The sequence below is a fragment of the Methylobacterium sp. WL12 genome, from assembly GCF_008039475.1.
In the GTDB taxonomy this organism is placed as follows: domain Bacteria; phylum Pseudomonadota; class Alphaproteobacteria; order Rhizobiales; family Beijerinckiaceae; genus Methylobacterium; species Methylobacterium cerastii.
The window spans coordinates 1-18,929 of the sequence record NZ_VRUW01000019.1 but is presented as its reverse complement, the minus strand read 5'-3'; the positions used below and the strand labels follow the sequence as shown (position 1 = coordinate 18,929).

The 18,929-nt window shown below is 71.7% G+C and carries 16 protein-coding genes; 5 read left to right on the top strand and 11 right to left on the bottom strand.

Going from position 1 to position 18,929, the window contains the following annotated elements; translation table 11 throughout:
* Positions 1-20: 20 nt before the first annotated feature.
* Positions 21-1,358, bottom strand: coding sequence for an efflux RND transporter periplasmic adaptor subunit (locus FV226_RS09925; protein WP_147752798.1), 1,338 nt, complete (start codon positions 1,356-1,358; stop codon positions 21-23).
* A gap of 552 nt (positions 1,359-1,910) precedes the next feature.
* Between FV226_RS09925 and FV226_RS09920 the strand changes: the two genes are divergently transcribed.
* Positions 1,911-2,927 (top strand): GTP-binding protein, encoded by a 1,017-nt coding sequence (locus FV226_RS09920; protein ID WP_147762768.1) that lies wholly within the window; start codon positions 1,911-1,913, stop codon positions 2,925-2,927.
* A 35-nt stretch (positions 2,928-2,962) separates the two neighbouring features.
* On the opposite strand, the gene FV226_RS29070 is transcribed toward FV226_RS09920, so the two are convergent.
* The 3 genes from FV226_RS29070 to FV226_RS09905 all read right to left on the bottom strand — a co-directional run bounded on the left by FV226_RS29070 (position 2,963) and on the right by FV226_RS09905 (position 4,005).
* A complete protein-coding gene (locus FV226_RS29070; RefSeq protein WP_306422380.1) occupies positions 2,963-3,112 on the bottom strand; it encodes a hypothetical protein in 150 nt (49 codons plus the stop codon).
* 270 nt (positions 3,113-3,382) lie between these two features.
* Entirely contained in the window at positions 3,383-3,709 is a 327-nt protein-coding gene (locus FV226_RS09910; RefSeq protein ID WP_147762767.1) for a HigA family addiction module antitoxin, read from the bottom strand.
* Positions 3,710-3,726: 17 nt separating this feature from the next.
* Complete coding sequence (locus FV226_RS09905) at positions 3,727-4,005, bottom strand: type II toxin-antitoxin system RelE/ParE family toxin (protein ID WP_147762766.1); 279 nt, start codon at positions 4,003-4,005, stop codon at positions 3,727-3,729.
* A 267-nt stretch (positions 4,006-4,272) separates the two neighbouring features.
* On the opposite strand from FV226_RS09905, the gene FV226_RS09900 reads away from it, so the two are divergent.
* Complete coding sequence (locus FV226_RS09900) at positions 4,273-5,580, top strand: O-antigen ligase family protein (RefSeq protein ID WP_147752802.1); 1,308 nt, start codon at positions 4,273-4,275, stop codon at positions 5,578-5,580.
* Positions 5,577-8,876 (top strand): PAS domain-containing protein, encoded by a 3,300-nt coding sequence (locus FV226_RS09895; protein WP_238270252.1) that lies wholly within the window; start codon positions 5,577-5,579, stop codon positions 8,874-8,876. The genes FV226_RS09900 and FV226_RS09895 overlap by 4 nt, the downstream gene beginning before the upstream one ends.
* Before the next feature lie 373 nt (positions 8,877-9,249).
* Here FV226_RS09895 and FV226_RS09890 read toward each other — a convergent pair whose 3' ends face one another.
* The 4 genes from FV226_RS09890 to maiA form a co-directional block, all read right to left on the bottom strand.
* The gene (locus FV226_RS09890) at positions 9,250-9,567 is read right to left on the bottom strand and encodes a hypothetical protein (RefSeq protein WP_147752803.1); all 318 of its coding nucleotides are present in this window, start codon (positions 9,565-9,567) and stop codon (positions 9,250-9,252) included.
* Entirely contained in the window at positions 9,564-9,878 is a 315-nt protein-coding gene (locus FV226_RS09885) for an EthD family reductase (RefSeq protein WP_147762765.1), read from the bottom strand. Before FV226_RS09885 ends, FV226_RS09890 begins: the two co-directional genes overlap by 4 nt.
* A gap of 313 nt (positions 9,879-10,191) precedes the next feature.
* Positions 10,192-11,523 carry an NAD(P)/FAD-dependent oxidoreductase gene (locus FV226_RS09880; RefSeq protein ID WP_147762764.1) on the bottom strand — a complete coding sequence of 444 codons (1,332 nt, stop codon included), beginning with the start codon at positions 11,521-11,523 and terminating at the stop codon, positions 10,192-10,194.
* 238 nt (positions 11,524-11,761) lie between these two features.
* Positions 11,762-12,409, bottom strand: a complete 648-nt coding sequence (maiA, locus tag FV226_RS09875) for a maleylacetoacetate isomerase (RefSeq protein ID WP_147752812.1) — start codon at positions 12,407-12,409, stop codon at positions 11,762-11,764.
* A gap of 186 nt (positions 12,410-12,595) precedes the next feature.
* On the opposite strand from maiA, the gene dgcN reads away from it, so the two are divergent.
* Both dgcN and dgcA read left to right on the top strand, forming a co-directional pair.
* Positions 12,596-13,615 (top strand): N-acetyltransferase DgcN, encoded by a 1,020-nt coding sequence (gene dgcN, locus FV226_RS09870; protein WP_147762763.1) that lies wholly within the window; start codon positions 12,596-12,598, stop codon positions 13,613-13,615.
* On the top strand, positions 13,612-14,598 hold the full coding sequence (gene dgcA / locus FV226_RS09865) for an N-acetyl-D-Glu racemase DgcA (protein ID WP_147762762.1): 987 nt from the start codon (positions 13,612-13,614) through the stop codon (positions 14,596-14,598). Before dgcN ends, dgcA begins: the two co-directional genes overlap by 4 nt.
* Positions 14,599-14,604: 6 nt before the next feature.
* Here dgcA and FV226_RS09860 read toward each other — a convergent pair whose 3' ends face one another.
* From FV226_RS09860 to FV226_RS09850, 3 genes are all read right to left on the bottom strand, one after another.
* A complete protein-coding gene (locus FV226_RS09860) occupies positions 14,605-15,378 on the bottom strand; it encodes a methyltransferase domain-containing protein (protein WP_147762761.1) in 774 nt (257 codons plus the stop codon).
* Between the two features lie 11 nt (positions 15,379-15,389).
* Entirely contained in the window at positions 15,390-16,598 is a 1,209-nt protein-coding gene (locus FV226_RS09855) for an MFS transporter (RefSeq protein ID WP_147762760.1), read from the bottom strand.
* Between the two features lie 888 nt (positions 16,599-17,486).
* Positions 17,487-18,929, bottom strand: a 1,443-nt coding sequence (locus FV226_RS09850) for an OmpA family protein (protein ID WP_246691542.1), incomplete at its 5' end; no start/stop codon positions are given.

Below are 18,929 nucleotides of genomic sequence, written 5' to 3'. Positions count from 1 at the left end.
CCCCGGCCGTTCCCGTCCGGTCAGGACGCCTTGTCGCCCGACGCGGCGCGGTCGATGAACAGCGCGCCGCGGGTGACGACCTCCTCGCCGGCGGCGAGCCCGTCCACCACCTGCGCGTTGTCGCCGTTGATCAGGCCGAGCGTGACGCCGCGCGCCGCGATGGCGCCGTCGGGCCGGGCGACCCAGACGTGGGCGCTGGCGCCCTCGTAGACGATCGCCGCGAGCGGCACGGCGGGCGAGGGCTGCGGCTTGCCGGTGACGATGGTGAAGGTGGCGAACATCTCCGGCCGCAGCGACCGGTCCGGGTTGTCGACCTCGCTGCGCACGGCGAGGCGGCGCGTCGCCGGATCGAGGCTGGAGGCCATGTAGTTCACCCGCGCCTTGAACACGCGGGTGCCGAAGCCGGCGACCCGCGCCTCGACCTCCTGGCCGATGCGGATCTTCGGGATCTCGCTCTCGCGCACGTTGGCGATGAGCCAGACCGTCGAGAGGTCGCCGATGACGAAGGCCGGGTCGCTCGACGTGGTGAGGTACTGCCCGATGCCGACCTTGCGCTGAACGATCGTCCCGGCGATCGGCGCCTGGATCTGCGTCTCGGCGCTCATCGTGCCGTTCTTCTCGAAGGCGGCGATCTCGGCGTCGGTCTTGCCGAGCAGCTTCAGGCGGTTGCGCACTGCGTCCAGCGAGGCCTGCGCCGTCTTCAGGTCGCTCTGCGCCGCGATCACGTCGTTCTGGGCCGACTGGTAGTCCTTCAGGGCCACCGCCTTGGCCGCGAACAGCTCCTGCTGCCGGCTGGCGATGGTCTGGTCGAGCTTGAGCAGCGCCTGCTGCTTCTGGATGGTGTTGAGCGCCCCCTGGTAGTCGTTCTGGGCCTGGACCATGTCGGTGGCCTCGATGACGAGGAGCACCTCGCCGGCCTTCACGTCGTCGCCGGCGCGCTTGAGCACCTTGGTGACGCGGCCGGAATAGGGCGAGGCCACGGGCACGTTGTCGTCGTCGTTGAGCGCGATGCGGCCTTCGGCCGAGCCCTCCGGGCGGAACGTCATCGTCGCCACCGGGTGGATCTCGAAGGCGGCGCGCTGCTCCTGCGTCGGCCGGAAGGTCCGCTCGGCGGAGGTCGCGGGGGCTTCGGCCTCGGCGGTCTCGTCCTGCGCCGCCCCGCCGAACATCCCACGGACGGAGGTCGCCGCGGATTCGAGCACGCCGCGCACCGGCTGCGGGAACACCGCCACCACGGCGACGGCGGCGATCACCAGCGACAGCACCACCGCGATCGGCAGCAGCCCCTGGCGGCGGGGACGCTGGGTCCCGCCCGTCGGCGCGTCGGTGTCGGGGTCGAGAGGCGTGCGGGCGTCCATCGCGCTGTCGTCTTCGGGTCGTGGTCGCGGGAGGGGCGGAGCGATCGGACGGAGGTGGAACCCGTCACCCCGCACCGAACCGATCGATGGTGCTTTTCTAAGGCAGGCCGGGCCTAGGGCCGTCCGGCGACGCGTGCGTTGCTGCAGCGCCGATATCCCGCGCGCCGGGGGCGCACAATGGCCGCGCCGGTGTCGGGCGCCGCCGCAGGACGATTGCGGCGCGCTGTGGCGATCACGTTCGGGATATCGGGCACGAAGGACTCGGATACAAACGAGGATCGACCGGCCCGCGGCGGCGCCGGGGCGGGCGTCGCGCGCCAGCTTCGAACGCGGCAGGTCTCCAGCGCTCCCTGACAGGCGTTCGCGACAGCCTTGCGACGGGACGGCCTCGCTCAAGGGACGAGCCCTCGCGACGGACATGGGCGCCCAGACCGCCGCGCCCGCGCTCGGGTGCTTCCATCCGCGGGCCGATGATACGATATGACAGGTCGTCGGCAGCCCGGCTCCGCCCGGGCGCCCTCCGCGTCACCGCCCCCGAAAACGAGTCGCCCCATGTCCGGATCGCAGAGCCCCGCCACGTCCGAGCCGACGACGTCCGAGTCGACCACGTCCGGGAAGATCCCGGTCACCGTCCTGACCGGCTACCTCGGCGCCGGCAAGACGACGCTGCTCAACCGCATCCTCACCGAGAACCACGGCAAGCGCTACGCGGTGATCGTCAACGAGTTCGGCGAGATCGGCATCGACAACGACCTCGTCGTCGGCGCCGACGAGGAAGTGTTCGAGATGAACAACGGCTGCGTCTGCTGCACCGTGCGCGGCGACCTGATCCGCATCATGGACGGCCTGGTGAAGCGGCGCGGCAAGTTCGACGCGATCATCGTCGAGACCACGGGGCTAGCCGACCCGGCCCCCGTGGCCCAGACCTTCTTCGTCGACCAGGACGTGGGCGAGGCCGCCCGCCTCGACGCGGTGGTGACGGTCGCCGACGCCAAGTGGCTGTCCGAGCGCCTGAAGGACGCGCCCGAGGCGAAGAACCAGGTCGCCTTCGCCGACGTGATCCTGCTCAACAAGGCCGACCTCGTCTCCGAGGCCGACCTCGCGCGCGTCGAGGGCGAGATCCGCGCCATCAACCCCTACGCCAAGCTCCACCGCACCACGAACTGCGACGTGCCGATCGACGCGGTGCTCGGCCGCAACGCCTTCGACCTCGGCCGCATCCTCGACCTCGAGCCCGACTTCCTGGAGGAGGGGCACCACCATCACCACGACGACGACATGCAGTCGTTCTCGGCCCGCATCGACGGCCCGGTCGACCCGGAGAAGTTCATGCCGTGGATCTCGAACCTCACCACGATCCAGGGGCCGGACATCCTGCGCTGCAAGGGCATCGTCTCGTTCCCCGACGAGCCGCACCGGTTCGTCTTCCAGGGCGTCCACATGATCCTCGACGGCGACCTGCAAGCCGAGTGGAAGGCGGGCGAGGACCGCTCCTCGCGGGTGGTGTTCATCGGGCGCAAGCTCGACGCCGAGGCGATCAAGGCGGGTTTTTTGGATTGCGCCGCCTGACGCTCAGGTAAGCCAGATCGTGACCGACCCGCGCGTCACGATCCGATCAGCTTGACGAAGGCGGCGCCGGCGCCGAAGAACGCCGCGTCCGCCGCCATGCCGGAGAGCGCGATCTGCCAGGGGGCGAGCATCCGGTCGCGCTCCAGCTTTCGCGCTTCGTGTTCGAGCTTCATCGACTCGGCCATCAGTTTCTTCTACTCGGCGACGAACTTCTCGCTCTCTTCCCGCTGCTGGTGGATGCGCCCGAGCTGCTCCTCGAGATCGGAGTTGAGCGGCACAGTGGTGCCCGACATCGGGTCGCGTCCTCGATACGGTGATGGCCGGTACCGATGATACGGTCTGGCCCGGTTCCGGTCGAGCGGCGCCGTCGGCCGAATCTCGATCCTTCCGGGTCACAAAAGGCCGACCGTCGTTCGATGCTGGGCGTGTAGCTCGGCATCGTCCCGCAGGCTGCTTCAGGCCGCCCGCTTCGCCTCAAGGGTCGGGATTTCCGCGAGGTCGGGGCCGAGCCGTTCCGCCGCCTGCCAGAGGCTGTAGGCCTCCTGCATCCGGCTCCACAGCAGGGGGCCGTTGCCGCAGAGCTTGCCCAGCCGATGCGCCATCTCCGGCGAGACGTCGGACGATTCCGACAGCACACGATGGATCTGCTGGCGGGTCACCTTCAGATGGCTGGCGAGCTGGGTAACCGTGATCCCCAGGGCCGGGAGCACGTCCTCCCGCAGGATGGCGCCGGGGTGCGTGGGGGCCCGGTTCGGGCGTTTGGCTGCGAATTCCTCGGGCAAATCGCCTCTCCTCACCGTCAATGATACTGCTCGAAGTCGACGCGCGCGGCGTCGTCGTCCTCGAACTCGAACGTGATGCACCACGGACCGTTCACGTGGACGGTGTATCGGGTCGGCGTGAACCCGTGCAGGGCGTGGAAGTCGTAGCCCGGCACGTTCATGTCCGCCGGCTTCGAGGCCTGGTCGAGCGCGTCCAGGATGCGCAGGCAGCGCGCCTTGAGATGAGCGGCGATCTTGGCGGAACGGCCGGACGCGAACAGCTCCTTGAGACCCTTGTGCCGGAAGCTGACGATCATCCCGGCACGAGCCTCTCGCTGCCGATCGCAGGTCTGACGACAGGCGAGATATGGCATCCCGTCCGTAAACTGTCAAGTGACACGCTACAGTTTCGACGGCCGGAGTCGCGGCGCAAGTCTCCGCACGGCGACGATGCGGCCCGCGGGCCGGTATCGCGGCATCGAATGGCAGCGAGGGCTTGTCAGCCGAATCTCAACCTTTCCGGATCATGAAGGGCCGAACGTCGTGCGGGCCCGCGTTCCAGGCCCGCGGAGTCCGCGTGAGCCATGGCCAGCACCGCCGTTCCGGGCTTCGTCCTGCCGTATGCGGACCGGGTCCCGCTGATCCGGGTGATCCATGGTTTCGCCCGCGCGCTGTTCGCGGCCTTCGTGTTCTTCGCCTGCTTCGCCTTCTCCGAGACCTCGCCCTACGACGTCATCGCGATCCCGACGATCCTGCTCTGGGCCTGCCTCGGCATCCGCCTGCATCGCGGCGCGGTCCCGCTGGTCCTGCTGCTGCTGCTCTATCTCGGCGCCATCGTCGTCGGGCTGCTGCCCTTCCTCGACGAGGAGTTTCCGGTCACCTGGACGATCCAGCTCGTCTACCTCTCGGTGACGTGCGTGTTCTTCGTGATGTTCTTTTCCGACGACACCCGGGCACGGGTCGAGCTGGCGCTGAAGGCCTACACCGCGAGCTGCGTGTTCTCGGCGGTGCTCGGCATCGTCGGCTACCTGCAATGGCTCGGGATCGAGGACCTGTTCTACAAGTACGACCGCGCCTCGGGCACCTTCCAGGACCCGAACGTGTTCGGCTCGTTCCTGACGCTGGGCGCCCTCTACCTGATGCACGGGCTCATCACCGCGACGAGCCGCCGCCCGGTGCTTTCGCTCGCCGGCCTGCTGATCATCCTCGTCGGGATCTTCCTGTCGTTCTCGCGCGGCTCCTGGGGCGGTACCGTCGTCGCCGCGCTCCTGATGATCGGCTCGGTCTACGCCTCCTGCGGCTCCGCGCGCCTGCGCCGCCGCATCGTGCTCCTCAGCCTGGCGACCCTGGCGCTCGGCGCCGTCGCGATGGCGGCCTTGCTCTCGGTCGACAGCGTCCAGAAGATGTTCGCCACCCGCGCGGCGGTGAGCCAGGACTACGACGAGGGCGAGACCGGCCGCTTCGGCAACCAGCTGCGCGGGATGGAGATGCTGCTGGAGCGCCCGCTCGGGATGGGGCCGATGCACTGGCGCCTGACCTTCGGGCTGGAGCCGCACAACTCCTACATCGGCAGCTTCGCCAACGGCGGCTGGCTCGGCGGCGCCGTGTTCCTGGCGATCGTGGCGGCCACGGGCTTCGTCGGGTTCCGGCTGCTGGCGCGGGCCTCGCCGTTCCGCGCCCACGCGCAGGTGATCTGGCCGGCCCTGCTGATGTTCTTCCTTCAGGCGCTGCAGATCGATATCGAGAAGTGGCGACACGTCTACATGATGCTCGGCATGGTGTGGGCGCTGGAGGCGGCGCGCCGGCGCTGGGCCGCCGCGGGGGCGCGCGAACCGGATGAGGTCATGGGCCGGCGCCCCGAGGGGATGCCGGCAGGGGGCGCGCGATCGTGAGCAGCACAGAGGGGCTTGGGGACGTGGCGGACGCGGGGCGCGAAGCCGAGCGCGTCGCGGTCCTGCACGCCCTCGGCATCCTCGACACGCCGCAGGAGGCCCATTTCGAGGCGGTGTGCCGTACCGCCCGCCGCCTGTTCGACGTCGAGACCGCCTTCGTCGGCTTCATCGACGCCGACCGGCAATGGCTGAAGACGCCGTGCGTGGTGGTCCCCGGCGAGATGCCCCGGCAGGAGAGCTTCTGCAACGCCACCATCCAGTCGGACGCGGTGCACGTCGTGCCGGACGCGCGGCGCGACCCACGCTATCGGGGCAGCCCGCTCGTGGACGGCCGGGAGGGCAGCATCCGGTTCTACGCCGGCACGCCGCTCATCCTCGCCCCCGGCATCCGCGTCGGCACCCTGTGCCTCGTCGATTCGCGGCTGCGTGACTTCTCGGACGAGGACGCCGCGGCGCTGCAGGGGCTCGCCGAGATCGTGGTCGCGCACCTGCGCCTGTCGGAGGCGAACACGGCGCTCGGGCGCGAGATGGTCCTGCGGAGCGCGCACGAGACGCAGTTGGAGCGTCAGGCCGACGAGATCGCGGCGCGCTCCGCCTCGCTCGCCAGCGCCAACCACCTGCTGACCATGGCCGAGCAGCTCGCCCACGTCGGCAACTGGCGCGTCGCCCTGGCAGACGGCCAGCCGGTCTGGTCGGTCGGCCTCTACGAGATCGCCGGCCGCGACCCCGCCAACCCTCCGCCGCACCTCTCGTCCTTTGCCGAGGTCTACCACCCGGACGACCGGGAGCGTCTGGTGGCCGCCGTGGGCGGCGCGATCGCGGGGGCTCAGAACTTCGACTTCGATGCCCGCATCCTGCGACCGGACGGCACCGAGCGCGACGTCCTGGTGCGCGGCACCTGCGAGACCGACGCGTCCGGCGCGACCACCGCCCTGTTCGGCGTCATGATCGACGTCACCGACCGGCGCCGGGCCGAGGCCGACGTCCACCGCAGCGAGAGCCGCTATCGCGGGCTTGCCGACACCCTGCCGCTGCTGGTCTGGACGATGCGCCCGGGCGACGGCGAGATCACCTACGCCAACCCCCAGTTCCACGCCTATTACGGGCCGATCGGCTCGGGCCGCGCCGCGCGCGTGGGCTGCAACCATCCCGACGACGCCCCGGCCATGGCGGCGGCGTGGCGGGCAGCCCAGGCGGGCGAGACCACCTATGCCGGCGAGTGGCGCCTGCGCCGCGCCGACGGCGCCTACCGTTGGCACAAGATGTCGATGACGCCGGTCCCCTTGATGGACGACGGCACCGTGATCGAATGGCTCGGCACGGCGCTGGACATCGACGAGATCGTCGCCGCGCGGATGGCCGAGCAGGACGCCCGCGGCCTCCTCCGCATCGCGCTGGAGGCGGCCGACGCCGGAACCTGGGATTGGGACATGCAGACGGGCATGTGCCGGCTCTCGCCCGAGAGCCTGCGCATCCACGGGCTGCCCGAGGACGGCGATCCGCGCGCCGTCACCACGGCCGCGTGGACCGCCCTGGTCGACCCCGAGCAGGTCGGCGAGGTCTGGGACGCGATTCGCCACGCGATCGAGACCCGCTCGACCTACACCGCCGAGTTCCGGGTCGGGCCGCGCTGGGTCTACGCCCGCGGCCGGCCGCTGTTCGGTCCGGACGGCAGGCCCAGCCACATGGTCGGCCTCCACATCGACGTCACGGAGCGGAAGTCCGCGGAGGCGGCGCTGCGCGCGATCACCGCCGAGGCGCAGGCGGCGCGCGCCGAGGCCGAGCGGGCGAGCGAGGCCAAGAGCGACTTCCTCGCGGCGATGAGCCACGAGATCAGGACGCCGCTGAACGGCATCCTCGGCTACGCCGACATGCTCCTCGACGAGACCCATCTGCGGCCGGAGGACCGGCACCGGCTGGAGCTGATCCAGGGCTCGGGCGCCGCGCTCCTGACCGTCGTCAACGACATCCTCGACTTTTCCAAGATCGAGGCCGGGCAGCTCACCCTCGACCCGGTCTCGTTCCCGCTGGTCTCGGTGATCGACAACACCGTCTCGATCGTCCGGGGCGGCGCCCGGAAGAGCGACCTGCGGATCGAGACCCGGATCGACCCGGACCTGCCCGCCTTCGTCCACGGCGACGCGAGCCGCCTGCGCCAGGTGCTGCTGAACCTCCTGAACAACGCCGTGAAGTTTACGCCCCACGGCTCGGTGACCCTCGCGGTCTCGCGCGAGGGCACGGGCGCGCGCGGCTACGACCTGCGCTTCGAGGTCACCGATACCGGCATCGGCATCGACCCGGCGCAGCAGGACCGGCTGTTCAAACGCTTCAGCCAGGTCGACGGCTCGATCAGCCGCCGCTTCGGCGGCACCGGCCTCGGCCTCGTCATCTGCCGCCACCTGCTGTCGCTGATGGGCGGCGAGATCGGCGTGGTGAGCCGCGAGGGCGCCGGCTCGACCTTCTGGTTCACCCTGACGCTGCCGCCGGGCGAGGAGACCGTCCCCGCGGCGGTGCCGTCCGCGGTGGCCGCCGCGGATAGGGCCGGGGGCCCCGTGCGCCTGCTCCTGGCCGAGGACGTTCCGCTCAACCAGGAGCTCGCCTGCGCGGTGCTCGAGGCGCAGGGTTACGTCGTCGACGTGGTCGAGGACGGCGCGGCGGCGGTGGCCGCCGTCGAGGCGGCGCTGACGCGGGGGCGGGGCTACGACCTCGTCCTGATGGACGTGCAGATGCCGGTGATGGACGGCCTCACCGCGACCCGCCACATCCGCGCGCTGCCGCCGCCGGCCTGCGAGATTCCGATCGTCGCGATGACCGCCAACGTGCTCCCGAAGCAGATCGACGACCTGCACGCGGCCGGCATGGACGACCACGTCGGCAAGCCGTTCCGCCGCGCCGACCTCTACGCCACCATCGCGCGCTGGACCGGCCCGCAGCGCGAGGCCCGCCCGGCGCCGGCCTCCGCCGCGACGGACGGCTCCAACACCGTGCTCGACGGAGCGGTGTTCGGCGCCCTGAAGGACGGGTTCGGGGCCGAGCGAGTGGCGGCGCTCCTCGACCTGATGGGGGCTGAGCTGCGCGACCGCTTCCGCTCCGAGGCCGACCGGGTCCAGGTCGCCCACGACGCGCACGCCCTGGTCTCGGCCGCCGGCATGCTCGGCTTCACCCGCCTCTCGCGCCTCTGCCGCGAGATCGAATCCGCCGCCCACGGCGACGCGGACCTACGCCCGCTCATCCACCGCCTCGAGGTCCAGCGCGCCGAGGTGCTCGGCACGATCCACAAGCTCAAGGCGGCGTGAGGGCAAGCTTAAGGCGGCGTGAGGGGAAGTGTCATCCGTCCGATGCGAAATGACTGAATTCCGGTATCCCTGCCGGCGGTTCGCTGTGTGCGCATCCCCTCGCCCCGCCTGCGGGGAGAGGGCTTCGGCGACCTCGTCGTCGCCGAAGCGAGGCGGCAGCCGAGGGTGAGGGGGCCGAGCCGGAGGAGCCTCCTCCGCTCGCGCCCCCTCACCGTCGCTTCGGCTTCGCCTGCGCTCCCCGGCTGTACGACGAGGTGCAGCCGGGCCTCTCCCCGCGCGCGGGGCGAGGGGAGCCCGCGAGTGATCCGCGGCCGTCCCGAATCGTGTGAGTACGGTGGCCCTCATGGCGGGAGGGCGGGGCGCTCCCGGGCCTTCAGCCCTCCGGCGCGGCCTCGTCGTCCTCCGGCTCCGGGTCGGCCGTCCAGGCGGTGGCGAAGGCGGCCAGGTGCTGGGCCTCCGCGAACGCCATCACCGTCACCGTGCGCTCGGCCGGCATGCCGCCGGGATAGGGGGCGAGCAGGATCGACTTGCGCAGCAGCCGGGCGCCTGGCGCGTTCTCGGCGAGCCAGGCCTCGGCCTCGGGCACCAGCGCCTCCGGGCTCGCCAGCGCCCGGGAATCCGAGCGCAGCACGATGACCCTGGTGCCGAGGCTCGGATCGGCGGCCTGGACCGCCTGGACGATGTCGATCACGCGGATGCCTCCGGCAGCTCGTTGATCTGCACCGCGGCCTCGGCGTCGGTGAACTTCGGGATGTCGCCGAAGATCTCGGGGCCGTGCTGGGCGGCGGCCTTGGCGAAGGCGTCGGCGGAGTCCCAGGTCAGCAGCGCCATCACCTGGAACGGGGCCGGCTTGCCGTCCGGCGTACCGACGCCGCGCACGACCTTGGCCTCATGCAGGCCCATCGGCGACCAGCGCTCGCGCACCAGCGGCATGTGGTGGCCGAGATAGTAGTCCATGTCGAACCGGGGACCGGCCGGATACATCACGCTGACGAGGATCATGGCTGACGAACTCTCCCTGGCGGCACGTCTGAACGCGCGCGGCGGCGGCACGGAACCACCGAATGCCGGGGCTGGCAACGGGGGGGCGGTCCTGGTGCGCCGACCTCTCTCCCGCACAGGTCGTCACATCCACCCGTGGTGCAGGTGAAGCGCGGGTCCCCTCTCGCGTTCGGGAGAGGGCCAGGGTGAGGGGCGAGGATTGTCCGGAGAGGACGCACCCCTCACCCCAGCCCTCTCCCGAACGGGAGAGGGGGCCGCGTGGCGCTTCGCACGATCCGTTCGGGGTGCCCTATGAAGTGGCGTGATTGCCCCCTCAGTGCAGCTTCACCCGCGCCTCGGTGCGGCGGGTGAGCGCGCGGGCGGCGGCGTCGAGCGCCGTCTTCATCGTGCCGTGGAGCGCCTGCTCGTGCATCTTGTAGAGCGAGCGGTACATCATCCGCGCGAACAGCCCGGCGATGAGCATGTTCTTGCCGCGGATGAAGCCCATCAGGCTGCCCACCGTCGAGTATTCGCCGAGCGAGACCAGCGAGCCGAAGTCGCGGTACCTGAACGGCTTCAGCGGCTTCCCGGCGATGCGAGCCGGGATCTGCTTGATCAGGTGCGACGCCTGCTGGTGCGCCGCCTGGGCGCGGGGCGGCACCGGGCGGTCGGAGCCGGCCTCGACGAGGTAGGCGCAGTCGCCGATCGCGAAGATGTCGGGGTCGTGGGTGGTCTGCAGCGTCGGCGTCACCACGAGCTGGTTGGTGCGGGTGGTCTCCAGGCCGCCGATGCCCTGCAGGAACGGCGGCGCCTTCACGCCGGCCGCCCAGACCACGAGCTCGGACGGGATGAACGAGCCGTCGGCCAGCGCAACGCCGTCGGCGCGCACCTCGGTGACGCGGGCCTGGACGCGGACCTCGACGCCGATCTTGGCGAGCAGCGCCATCACCTCGGACGAGAGCCGCGGCGGCACCGCCGGCAGGATGCGGTCGGCCGCCTCGACCAGGGTGATCTTCAGGTCCTTGGCCGGATCGATCCGGTCCATGCCGGTGGAGACCACGTCGCGGACGGTGCGGTGCAACTCGGCCGCGAGCTCGGTGCCGGTGGCGCCGGCGCCGATCACCGTGACGTGGAGCTGGCCCGGCCGCACCGGACCGACCTGGGTGTGGGCCCGCAGCATTCCGTTCACGAGCCGCTGGTGGAAGCGCACCGCCTGATCCTGGGTGTCCAGCGCGATGGCGTGGTCCTTCACGCCAGGCGTGCCGAAATCGTTGGTGGTCGAGCCCACCGCCATGACCAGCGTGTCGTAGCCGACCGCGCGAACCGGCGTGATCTCGCGGCCTTCCGCGTCGTGGCTCGCCGCGAGCTGGATCGTGCGCGCGGTCCGGTCGAGCCCGGTCATCTCGCCGATGCGGTAGCGGAAATGGTGCTGGTGCGCGTGGTGCAGGTAGTCGACCGCGTGGTGGCCGACGTCGAGGCTGCCGGCGGCGACCTCGTGCAGCAGCGGCTTCCAGATGTGGGTGCGGGCGCAGTCGACGAGGGTGACGTGGACGTCCTTGCTGCGCCCGAACTTGTCGCCGAGCTTCGTCGCCAGCTGCAGGCCGGCCGCGCCGCCGCCGACCACGACGATGCGGTGGAGGCCCTGTTCGTTCTCGCCCGGTACCATGCCTGTCTCGTCGCTCCTCGGTGCGGCCGGCGCCGCCTCATCGCCCCCGGTGCCCCCGTGCGCAGGCACCGACCGTGCCGCCCGCCCGGGCAGGGTATCTCGGAACCGGTCTAAACCATGCGAGGATGGCCGTAATCCGGCCGCGGCGATCAAAAATTTTTGGCGGGACCTCAACCCGAGAGTGGCCTCAACCCGAGAGTGGCCTCCACCCGAGAGCGGCCTCGAGCGTGCGGCGGCCTCAGGCCGCCGGCGCGCCGGGCTGGCGCTTGGGATGGGCCTCGGCGAAGGCCGGCAGCGCCAGGCAGGTCTCGGCGATGCGCGCCACGGTGGGGTAGGGCGCGGTCTCGACCCCGAAGATCGCGGTGCCGACCCAAAGGCTGACGAGGCAGAGGTCGGCATGGCTCACCGCGTCGCCCTGGCTGAACCGGCCGGTGCCGTCCTCCGTCGAGAGCCGGGTCTCGAGGGTCTTCAGCCCGGTCTCGAAGGCGTGGCGGACGAAGCCCATCATCCGCTCCTTCGGAAGGTCGTAGGCCTCCATCAGGTAATTGCGCACCCGCGGCACGTAGAGCGGATGGGTGTCGCAGGCGACGAGCTGCGCCAACGAACGGGCCCGCGCCCGCTCGCGCGGATCGGCCGGCAGCAGGGGGACGCCGCCCTTGGTCTCCTCCAGGTAGTCGAGGATCGCGAGCGACTGCGTCAGCGGCGGCCCGTCGCCGTCGAACAGGGCCGGCACCGCGCCCTGCGGGTTGATCTTGCGGAATTCCGGCGCGTGCTGGTCGCCCGCGTCCAGGTCGATGAAGGTCTCCTCGTAGGCGAGCCCCTTCAGCTTCAGCGCGATCCGCACCCGGAAGGCGGCGGCCGAGCGCCAATTACCGTACATTTTCATCATGCCCACTGGCCCCACATCCGTTTCGCACGGGACCACATCGCACAACGGCGTCCTTCGCAAGGGCGAGGCGGGGGCAAGCCGTCGGCGAACGGGGCTTTGGCCGTGATCGTGCATTGCCCCGCGCGCGCGATCCCGCGATAGGAAGCCGGACCCGCGGCAGCGCGCGCGAAGGGATGACGGCCGATGCAGATCGAGACGCCCTATCTGATGTTCCTCGGCGACGTGCCCGATCGGCTCGCCGCCAAGACCGCCTACGGCATCGTCGACTGGCGCCCCGAATGGTGCATCGGCCAGATCCGGCTGCCGGGCTGCGCGGCCGACCTCGGCATCCCCGACCTCACCCTCGACGAGGCGCTGGCCAAGGGCTGCCGCACGATGGTGATCGGCGTCGCCAACGCCGGCGGCGTGCTGCCCGAGCACTGGGTCGCCGAGATCGTCGCCGCCCTGGAGGCCGGGTTCGACGTCGCCAGCGGCCTGCATGCGCGGCTCGGCGCGGTGCCGGCCATCGCCGAGGCGGCCGCACGCCGCGGCCGGGCGCTCCACGACGTGCGCCACACCGACGAGACCTTCGCCACCGGCAAGGGCACCAAGCGCCCGGGCCGCCGCCTGCTCGCGGTCGGGACCGATTGCTCGGTCGGCAAGAAGTACACGGTGCTGGCGCTGGAGAAAGGCATGCGCGCCCGCGGCATGGACGCGGATTTTCGCGCCACCGGCCAGACCGGGGTGTTCATCTCCGGCCGGGGCGTCGCCATCGACGCGGTTGTGGCCGACTTCATCTCCGGCGCGGTCGAGTGGATCGCACCCGCGGCCGACCCGAAGCACTGGGACCTGATCGAGGGCCAGGGCTCGCTCTACCACCCGTCCTTCGCCGGCGTCAGCCTCGGGTTGCTGCACGGGGCGCAGGCCGACGCCTTCGTGGTCTGCCACGAGCCGAGCCGCACGACGATGCGCGGCGTGCAGCACCCGCTGCCCTCGATCCGCCAGGTGATCGACCTGACGATTCAGCTCGGCAGCCTGACCAATCCCGGCATCCGCCCCACCGGCATCGCCGTGAACACCCAGGCGCTGGAGGAGGACACCGCCCGCTCGCTGCTGGACAAGCTCGGCGCCGAGTACGGCCTGCCCGCCACCGATCCGGTGCGCTTCGGCGTCGACGGGCTCGTGGACCGGCTGATCGCCGAGTTCCCGGAGACCGCGCCGTGAGGCGGCTCGCCGTCGCCATCGAGCGCTTCCCGATCGCCGGCGCGTTCACGATCAGCCGCGGCAGCCGCACGGAGGCCGTGGTCGTCGCCGCGCGGATCGCCGACGCGGAGCGCGGGGTCGCCGGCTGGGGCGAGTGCGTGCCTTATCCGCGCTACGGCGAGAGCGTCGAGAGCGTCGCCGCCGCGATCGAGGCCCAGGGCGACGCGATCGCCGCCGGCCTCACCCGGTCCGAGATGACGGAGCGGATGAAGCCGGGCGCCGCCCGCAACGCCCTCGACTGCGCGCTGCTGGATTTCGAGGCCAAGGCGCAGGGGCGCCCCGCCTGGGAGATTCTGGGCCTGACGGCGCCGGCCCCGGCCACCACCGCCTACACGCTGAGCCTCGGCTCGCCCGAAAGCATGGAGGAGGCCGCGCGCAAGGCGTCGGCCCGGCCGCTGCTCAAGGTGAAGCTCGGCGGCGAGGGCGACCCCGCGCGGATCGCCGCCGTCCGACGCGGCGCGCCGGACAGCCGCCTGATCGTCGACGCCAACGAGGCGTGGCGGGCCGAGACGCTGGAGGCCAACCTCGCCGCCTGCCTCGCCGCCGGTGTGACGCTGATCGAGCAGCCGCTGCCGGCCGACGACGACGGGCTGCTCGCGACGATCGATCGCCCGATCCCGATCTGCGCCGACGAGAGCCTGCACGACCGCGCCGGCCTCGACCGCCTCGCGGGGCGCTACGACGCGATCAACATCAAGCTCGACAAGACCGGCGGGCTCACCGAAGCCGTGATGCTCGCCCACGAGGCCCGCGCTCGCGGCCTCGCGCTGATGGTCGGCTGCATGGTCGGCACCTCGCTCGCCATGGCACCCGCGATGCTGCTCGTCCACCACGCCGAATACGTGGACCTCGACGGCCCATTGCTGTTGGCGCGCGACCGCGAGCCGGGGCTGGTGTTCGAGGGCAGCACGATCCACCCGCCGGAGGCCGCACTCTGGGGGTGAAGGGCGCTACACCGCCGCCGCCTCGATCAGCACCGTGTCGATCCAGAAGCTCCCGTCCGGTTCGATCCCGAAATGCCGGGCGACCTCGTCCGGGGCCGAGGCCTGGAGCGAGCGGATCGCCGCGACGTGCGGCTCGGGCGTCCGCATCCGGGCGATCCAGGTGGAAAAGTCCATGCGCAGGCGGCCGTGGGTGACCTTGTCGACGGTGAAGCCGGCATCCGTGAGCATCCCCAGCCATTCGGGCACCGAATAGTCGCGCACGTGCGAGGGGTCGCGCAGCAGCTCCACCGCCTGGAGGTGGGTGTCGAGGAGCGCGTCGTCAGGGGCGACGACGTCGGCGATCAGCGTCGGCGCGCCGGGTTTGGCGACGCGCCGCGCCTCGGAGAGTCCGGCGCGGACGTCGCGCCAGTGATGCGCGCTGAACCGGGTCGTGACCGCATCGAAGCTCGCATCGGGGAAGGGCAGCGCTTCGGCCGATCCGGCCTCGGTCGCGATGTTGGAGAGCCCGCGCCGCGCGGCTTCCGCCGCCACCGCGGCGAGCATGTCGGGCGAGAGGTCGAGGGCCGTGACCGAGCCGGCTTCCGGCGCGATCGCGAAGGCGACGTGGCCGCCGCCGCAGCCGAGGTCGAGGGCGCGGGCCGGGCGCGACCCGTGCAGGCGCCGCGCCATGCGGTCGAGGTCGGCGCCCGCGGCGTGGACCGCGCTGGCGACGTAGGCCGCGGCCTGCGCGCCGAACCGGTCGGCGACGTGGTCTTCGTGGCGGCGTTGGGTGCCTGTCATGGCGACCTCCTTCAGGGGGCGGGCGCGAGCGGCGCGAGGCGCGAGAGCCGGAGCGCGACGGCGAGCGCCAGACCGTAGAGGACGCCGACGAACGCGACCACGCCGGTCCAGCCGGAATGGGCGAAGAACCAGCCGCCGGCCGTGCCGAGCACCGACGAGCCGAGATAGTACAGGCACAGGTAGACCGACGAGGCCTGGGCGCGGTCCCGCAGGGCGCGCCGGCCGATCCAGCTGCTCGCCACCGAGTGGGCGCCGAAGAAGCCGATGGTGGTGACGACGATGCCGAGCACCACCAGCCACAGGTTCTCGGACAGGGTCATCAGGATGCCGGCGAGCGCCACCGTGATCGCCAGCCACAGCACCTTGCGTCGCCCGAGCCGGCTCGCGACCTCGCCGGTGAGCGTCGAGCTCAGCGTGCCGAACAGGTAGACGACGAAGATCGCGCCGATCGCGGTCTGGCTCAGGGAGAACGGCGGATCGAGCAGGCGGAAGCCGATGTAGTTGTAGACGCACACGAAGCCGCCCATCAGCAGGAACGCTTCCGAGAACAGCCACGGCAGGCCGGGATCGCGGAAGTGCTGGCCGAAGGTGCCGGGCACCTCGCGCCAGCGCATCCGGTGGGCGACGAAGCGGCGGGACGGCGGCAGCGCCCACCAGAACGCGAAGGCGGCCGCCAGCGCCAGCACGCCGATGGTGCCGACGCCGAGCCGCCACGTGGCGTGGTCGGCGATGATGCCGGCGATGAGCCGGCCGCACATCCCGCCCACCGCGTTGCCGCCGACCAAAAGCCCCATCGACAGGCCGATCGAGCGCGCGTCCATCTCCTCGCCAAGATAGGCCATCGCCACCGCCGGCAGCCCGCTCGCGGCGAGCCCCGTGAGCGCGCGGAGCGCCAGGAACCCGTGCCAGCCCGGCACCATCGCGGCGACGATCGTCAGGATCGCCGAGGCGAAGAGCGAGGCCAGCATCACCGGCTTGCGGCCCAGGACCTCCGAGATCGGGCTGACGACCAGCAGCGCTACCGCGAGTACGCCGCAGGGCAGCGACAGGGCGAGGCTGCTCTCGGCCGGCGAGACGCCGAAGTCGTCGGCGTAGACCGGCAGCAGCGGCTGCACGCAGTAGAGCACGGCGAAGGTGGAGAAGCCGGCTGCCGCCAGCGCGAGCGCCGTGCGGCGGAAGGCCGGCGTGCCCGATCGGATCAGCTCGACGCCGTCGCTCATGCGTTTTCCGGTCCCGGCCTCGTCCTCGCGACACAGGCCTGACGCCTGGACGCGGCGACCGTCAACCGCTGGGGCGCGGAAAACCGACCTTCGTCGTGACAGGCAGAGGACGCGTTCCCCTGAAGCATGCGACGGGACTCGCCATCCGGCAGGACGCCGCGCGGGTTCCCCCTTCGCGTTCGGGCAGGCCGATCACAGATTGTGCCACGCCGTCATTCCGGGGCGCCGGAGGCGAGCCCGGAATCCAGAACCGCCGCCGGTGCCAAGTCCTGCTCGTCCTGCGGTTCTGGAGCCCGGGCTCCGCTGCGCGGCCCCGGGATGACGACGGTGCTGCCCGTAGGGGTCCGAAGAGCACATCACGCTTTACGATCACCTTGCCCGATCGAGAGCGGGACAAGGGGAGGGGCGTGCCTTTCCCGGACGGACTTGACCGCTCGCGCCAGCACCATCCAGCCGGACGCCACCGCATTCACGAATCCCAGCTATGGCGGATCGATGGGCGCGCATCCCCTCGCCCCGCGCGCGGGGAGAGGGCTTTGCCGACCTCGTCGTCGGCGAAGCGAGGCGGCAGCCGAAGGTGAGGGGGCGCGAACGGAAGAGGCTCATTCGTCGATTCCCGCTCACCCTCGCTTCGGCTTCGCCTCCGCTCCCCGGCTGCACGACGGGGCGCAGCCGGGCCTCTCCCCGCCCGCGAGGCGAGGGGGACCCGCGCGTTGGCTGCAGCCGTCGAACATCGTGGGACTACGGTCGCTCATCCGGGCAAGGGCCAGGGTCAGGACCGTCCCCTTTTCGGCTCGACCTGATCCCTCACCCCAACCCTCTCCCGAACGGGAGAGGGGGCTGCGTCGTGCTTCGCGCGATCCGAACGCCGGCAGACGGGGCGAGCCACTACCGCGGCGGCGGAGCCGCGGCGCCCGCGTTGCCCTGCTGCAGCAGCGGGGTGATGCGGCGGACCGTGACGCGGCGGTTTTCGCGGGAGGCGCTCTGCGTGTTCACCTTCAGGTACTGCTCGCCGTAGCCCTGCGTCGTCAGGTTCTCCGGCGGCACCTGGAAGTTCTGCGTCAGCACCGTGGCGACCGATTGCGCCCGGCGGTCCGACAGCGACAGGTTGTCGACGTCGGCGCCGACCGCGTCGGTGTAGCCCTCGATCAGGAAGACCTCCTGCGGGTTGGCGCGGATGGCCTGGTTGATCGCCGCCGCGATGGTGGAGAGCCGGGCCGCCTGGTCGGGGGTGACCGTGAACGACGCGGTGTCGAAGTTGATCGTGTCGATGTCGACGCTGCGCATGCGGGCGCGCAGCTGCGGGCTGTAGCGGACCTGGTCGAGGGTGTAGCGCCGGTCGATCGCCACCACCGGCGGGGCCGACAGGGCCTCGTAGACGGCGCGCTCGTCGGACGCGCCGTAATCCACCACGTAGCGCTCGCGCGGGATGCGGATGTCGGGCGGCGGCAGGTCGACCACGTCCTCGTAGATCGGGCGCGGGGCGCCGCCGTAGCTGTTGTCGATCAGCACGACCTCCCGGCCGTCGCGGAAGCGGCGGGAGCGGCGCAGCATACGGCCGTCGTCGTCGATCACCGTCACGATCTGCTCGCCGCCGGGGCGATCGAGGTAGGTGTAGGTTTCCGGCCCTCGGCGCTCGCTGCGGTAGCCGCGCCCGCCGATGTCGCGGAAGCGCTCGTTCTCGTCGTGGCGGATGAAGTAGTTGTCGCGGTCGCGCACGATGATGCGGCCGGGCTCGCGGATGTAGGTCCGCCCGTCCTCGTTGAACTCGCGGCGGTCGCGGCGCACGCGGTCGTAGTCGCGCACCTCCTCGTCATCCGTGTTGAAGCCGCCGGAGATGTAGCCGGGGCGCCCGGGCCGGTTGAAGCCGCCGCGGTCGTCGACGCGTCCCGTCGGGACGCCGCGCGGGTCGTAGCCCGGCTGCGTGTCGGAGCCGCGAAGCCCCGGCTGGCCGGGGCTCGGCTGGCCGGGAAGGCCCTGCCCGGGATTCACTTGCCCCGGATTGCCTTGTCCCGGATTGCCTTGGCCGGGGGCGAACTGGCCCGCGCCCGGCGGTTGCACCGGCCGACCGGGCACGCCCGGGGCGGCGTTCGGCGCCACGGCCGGATCGCCGGGGCGGCCGGGCGGCGTGCCCGGTGCAGCGCCCGGCGGCGTCGCCGGCGGCGCCACGCGATCCTGTGCGCCGCCTTCACCCGGACGTTCGCCTGGGGGCTGGACCGGACGGCCGGGAACGCCGGGCCGCGCGTTCGGCGCGACGGCGCCAGGCTGGCCGGGCGGCGTGCCGGGCGCAGCGCCCGGTGGCGTCACCGGGGGCGCGGCACGATCCTGTGC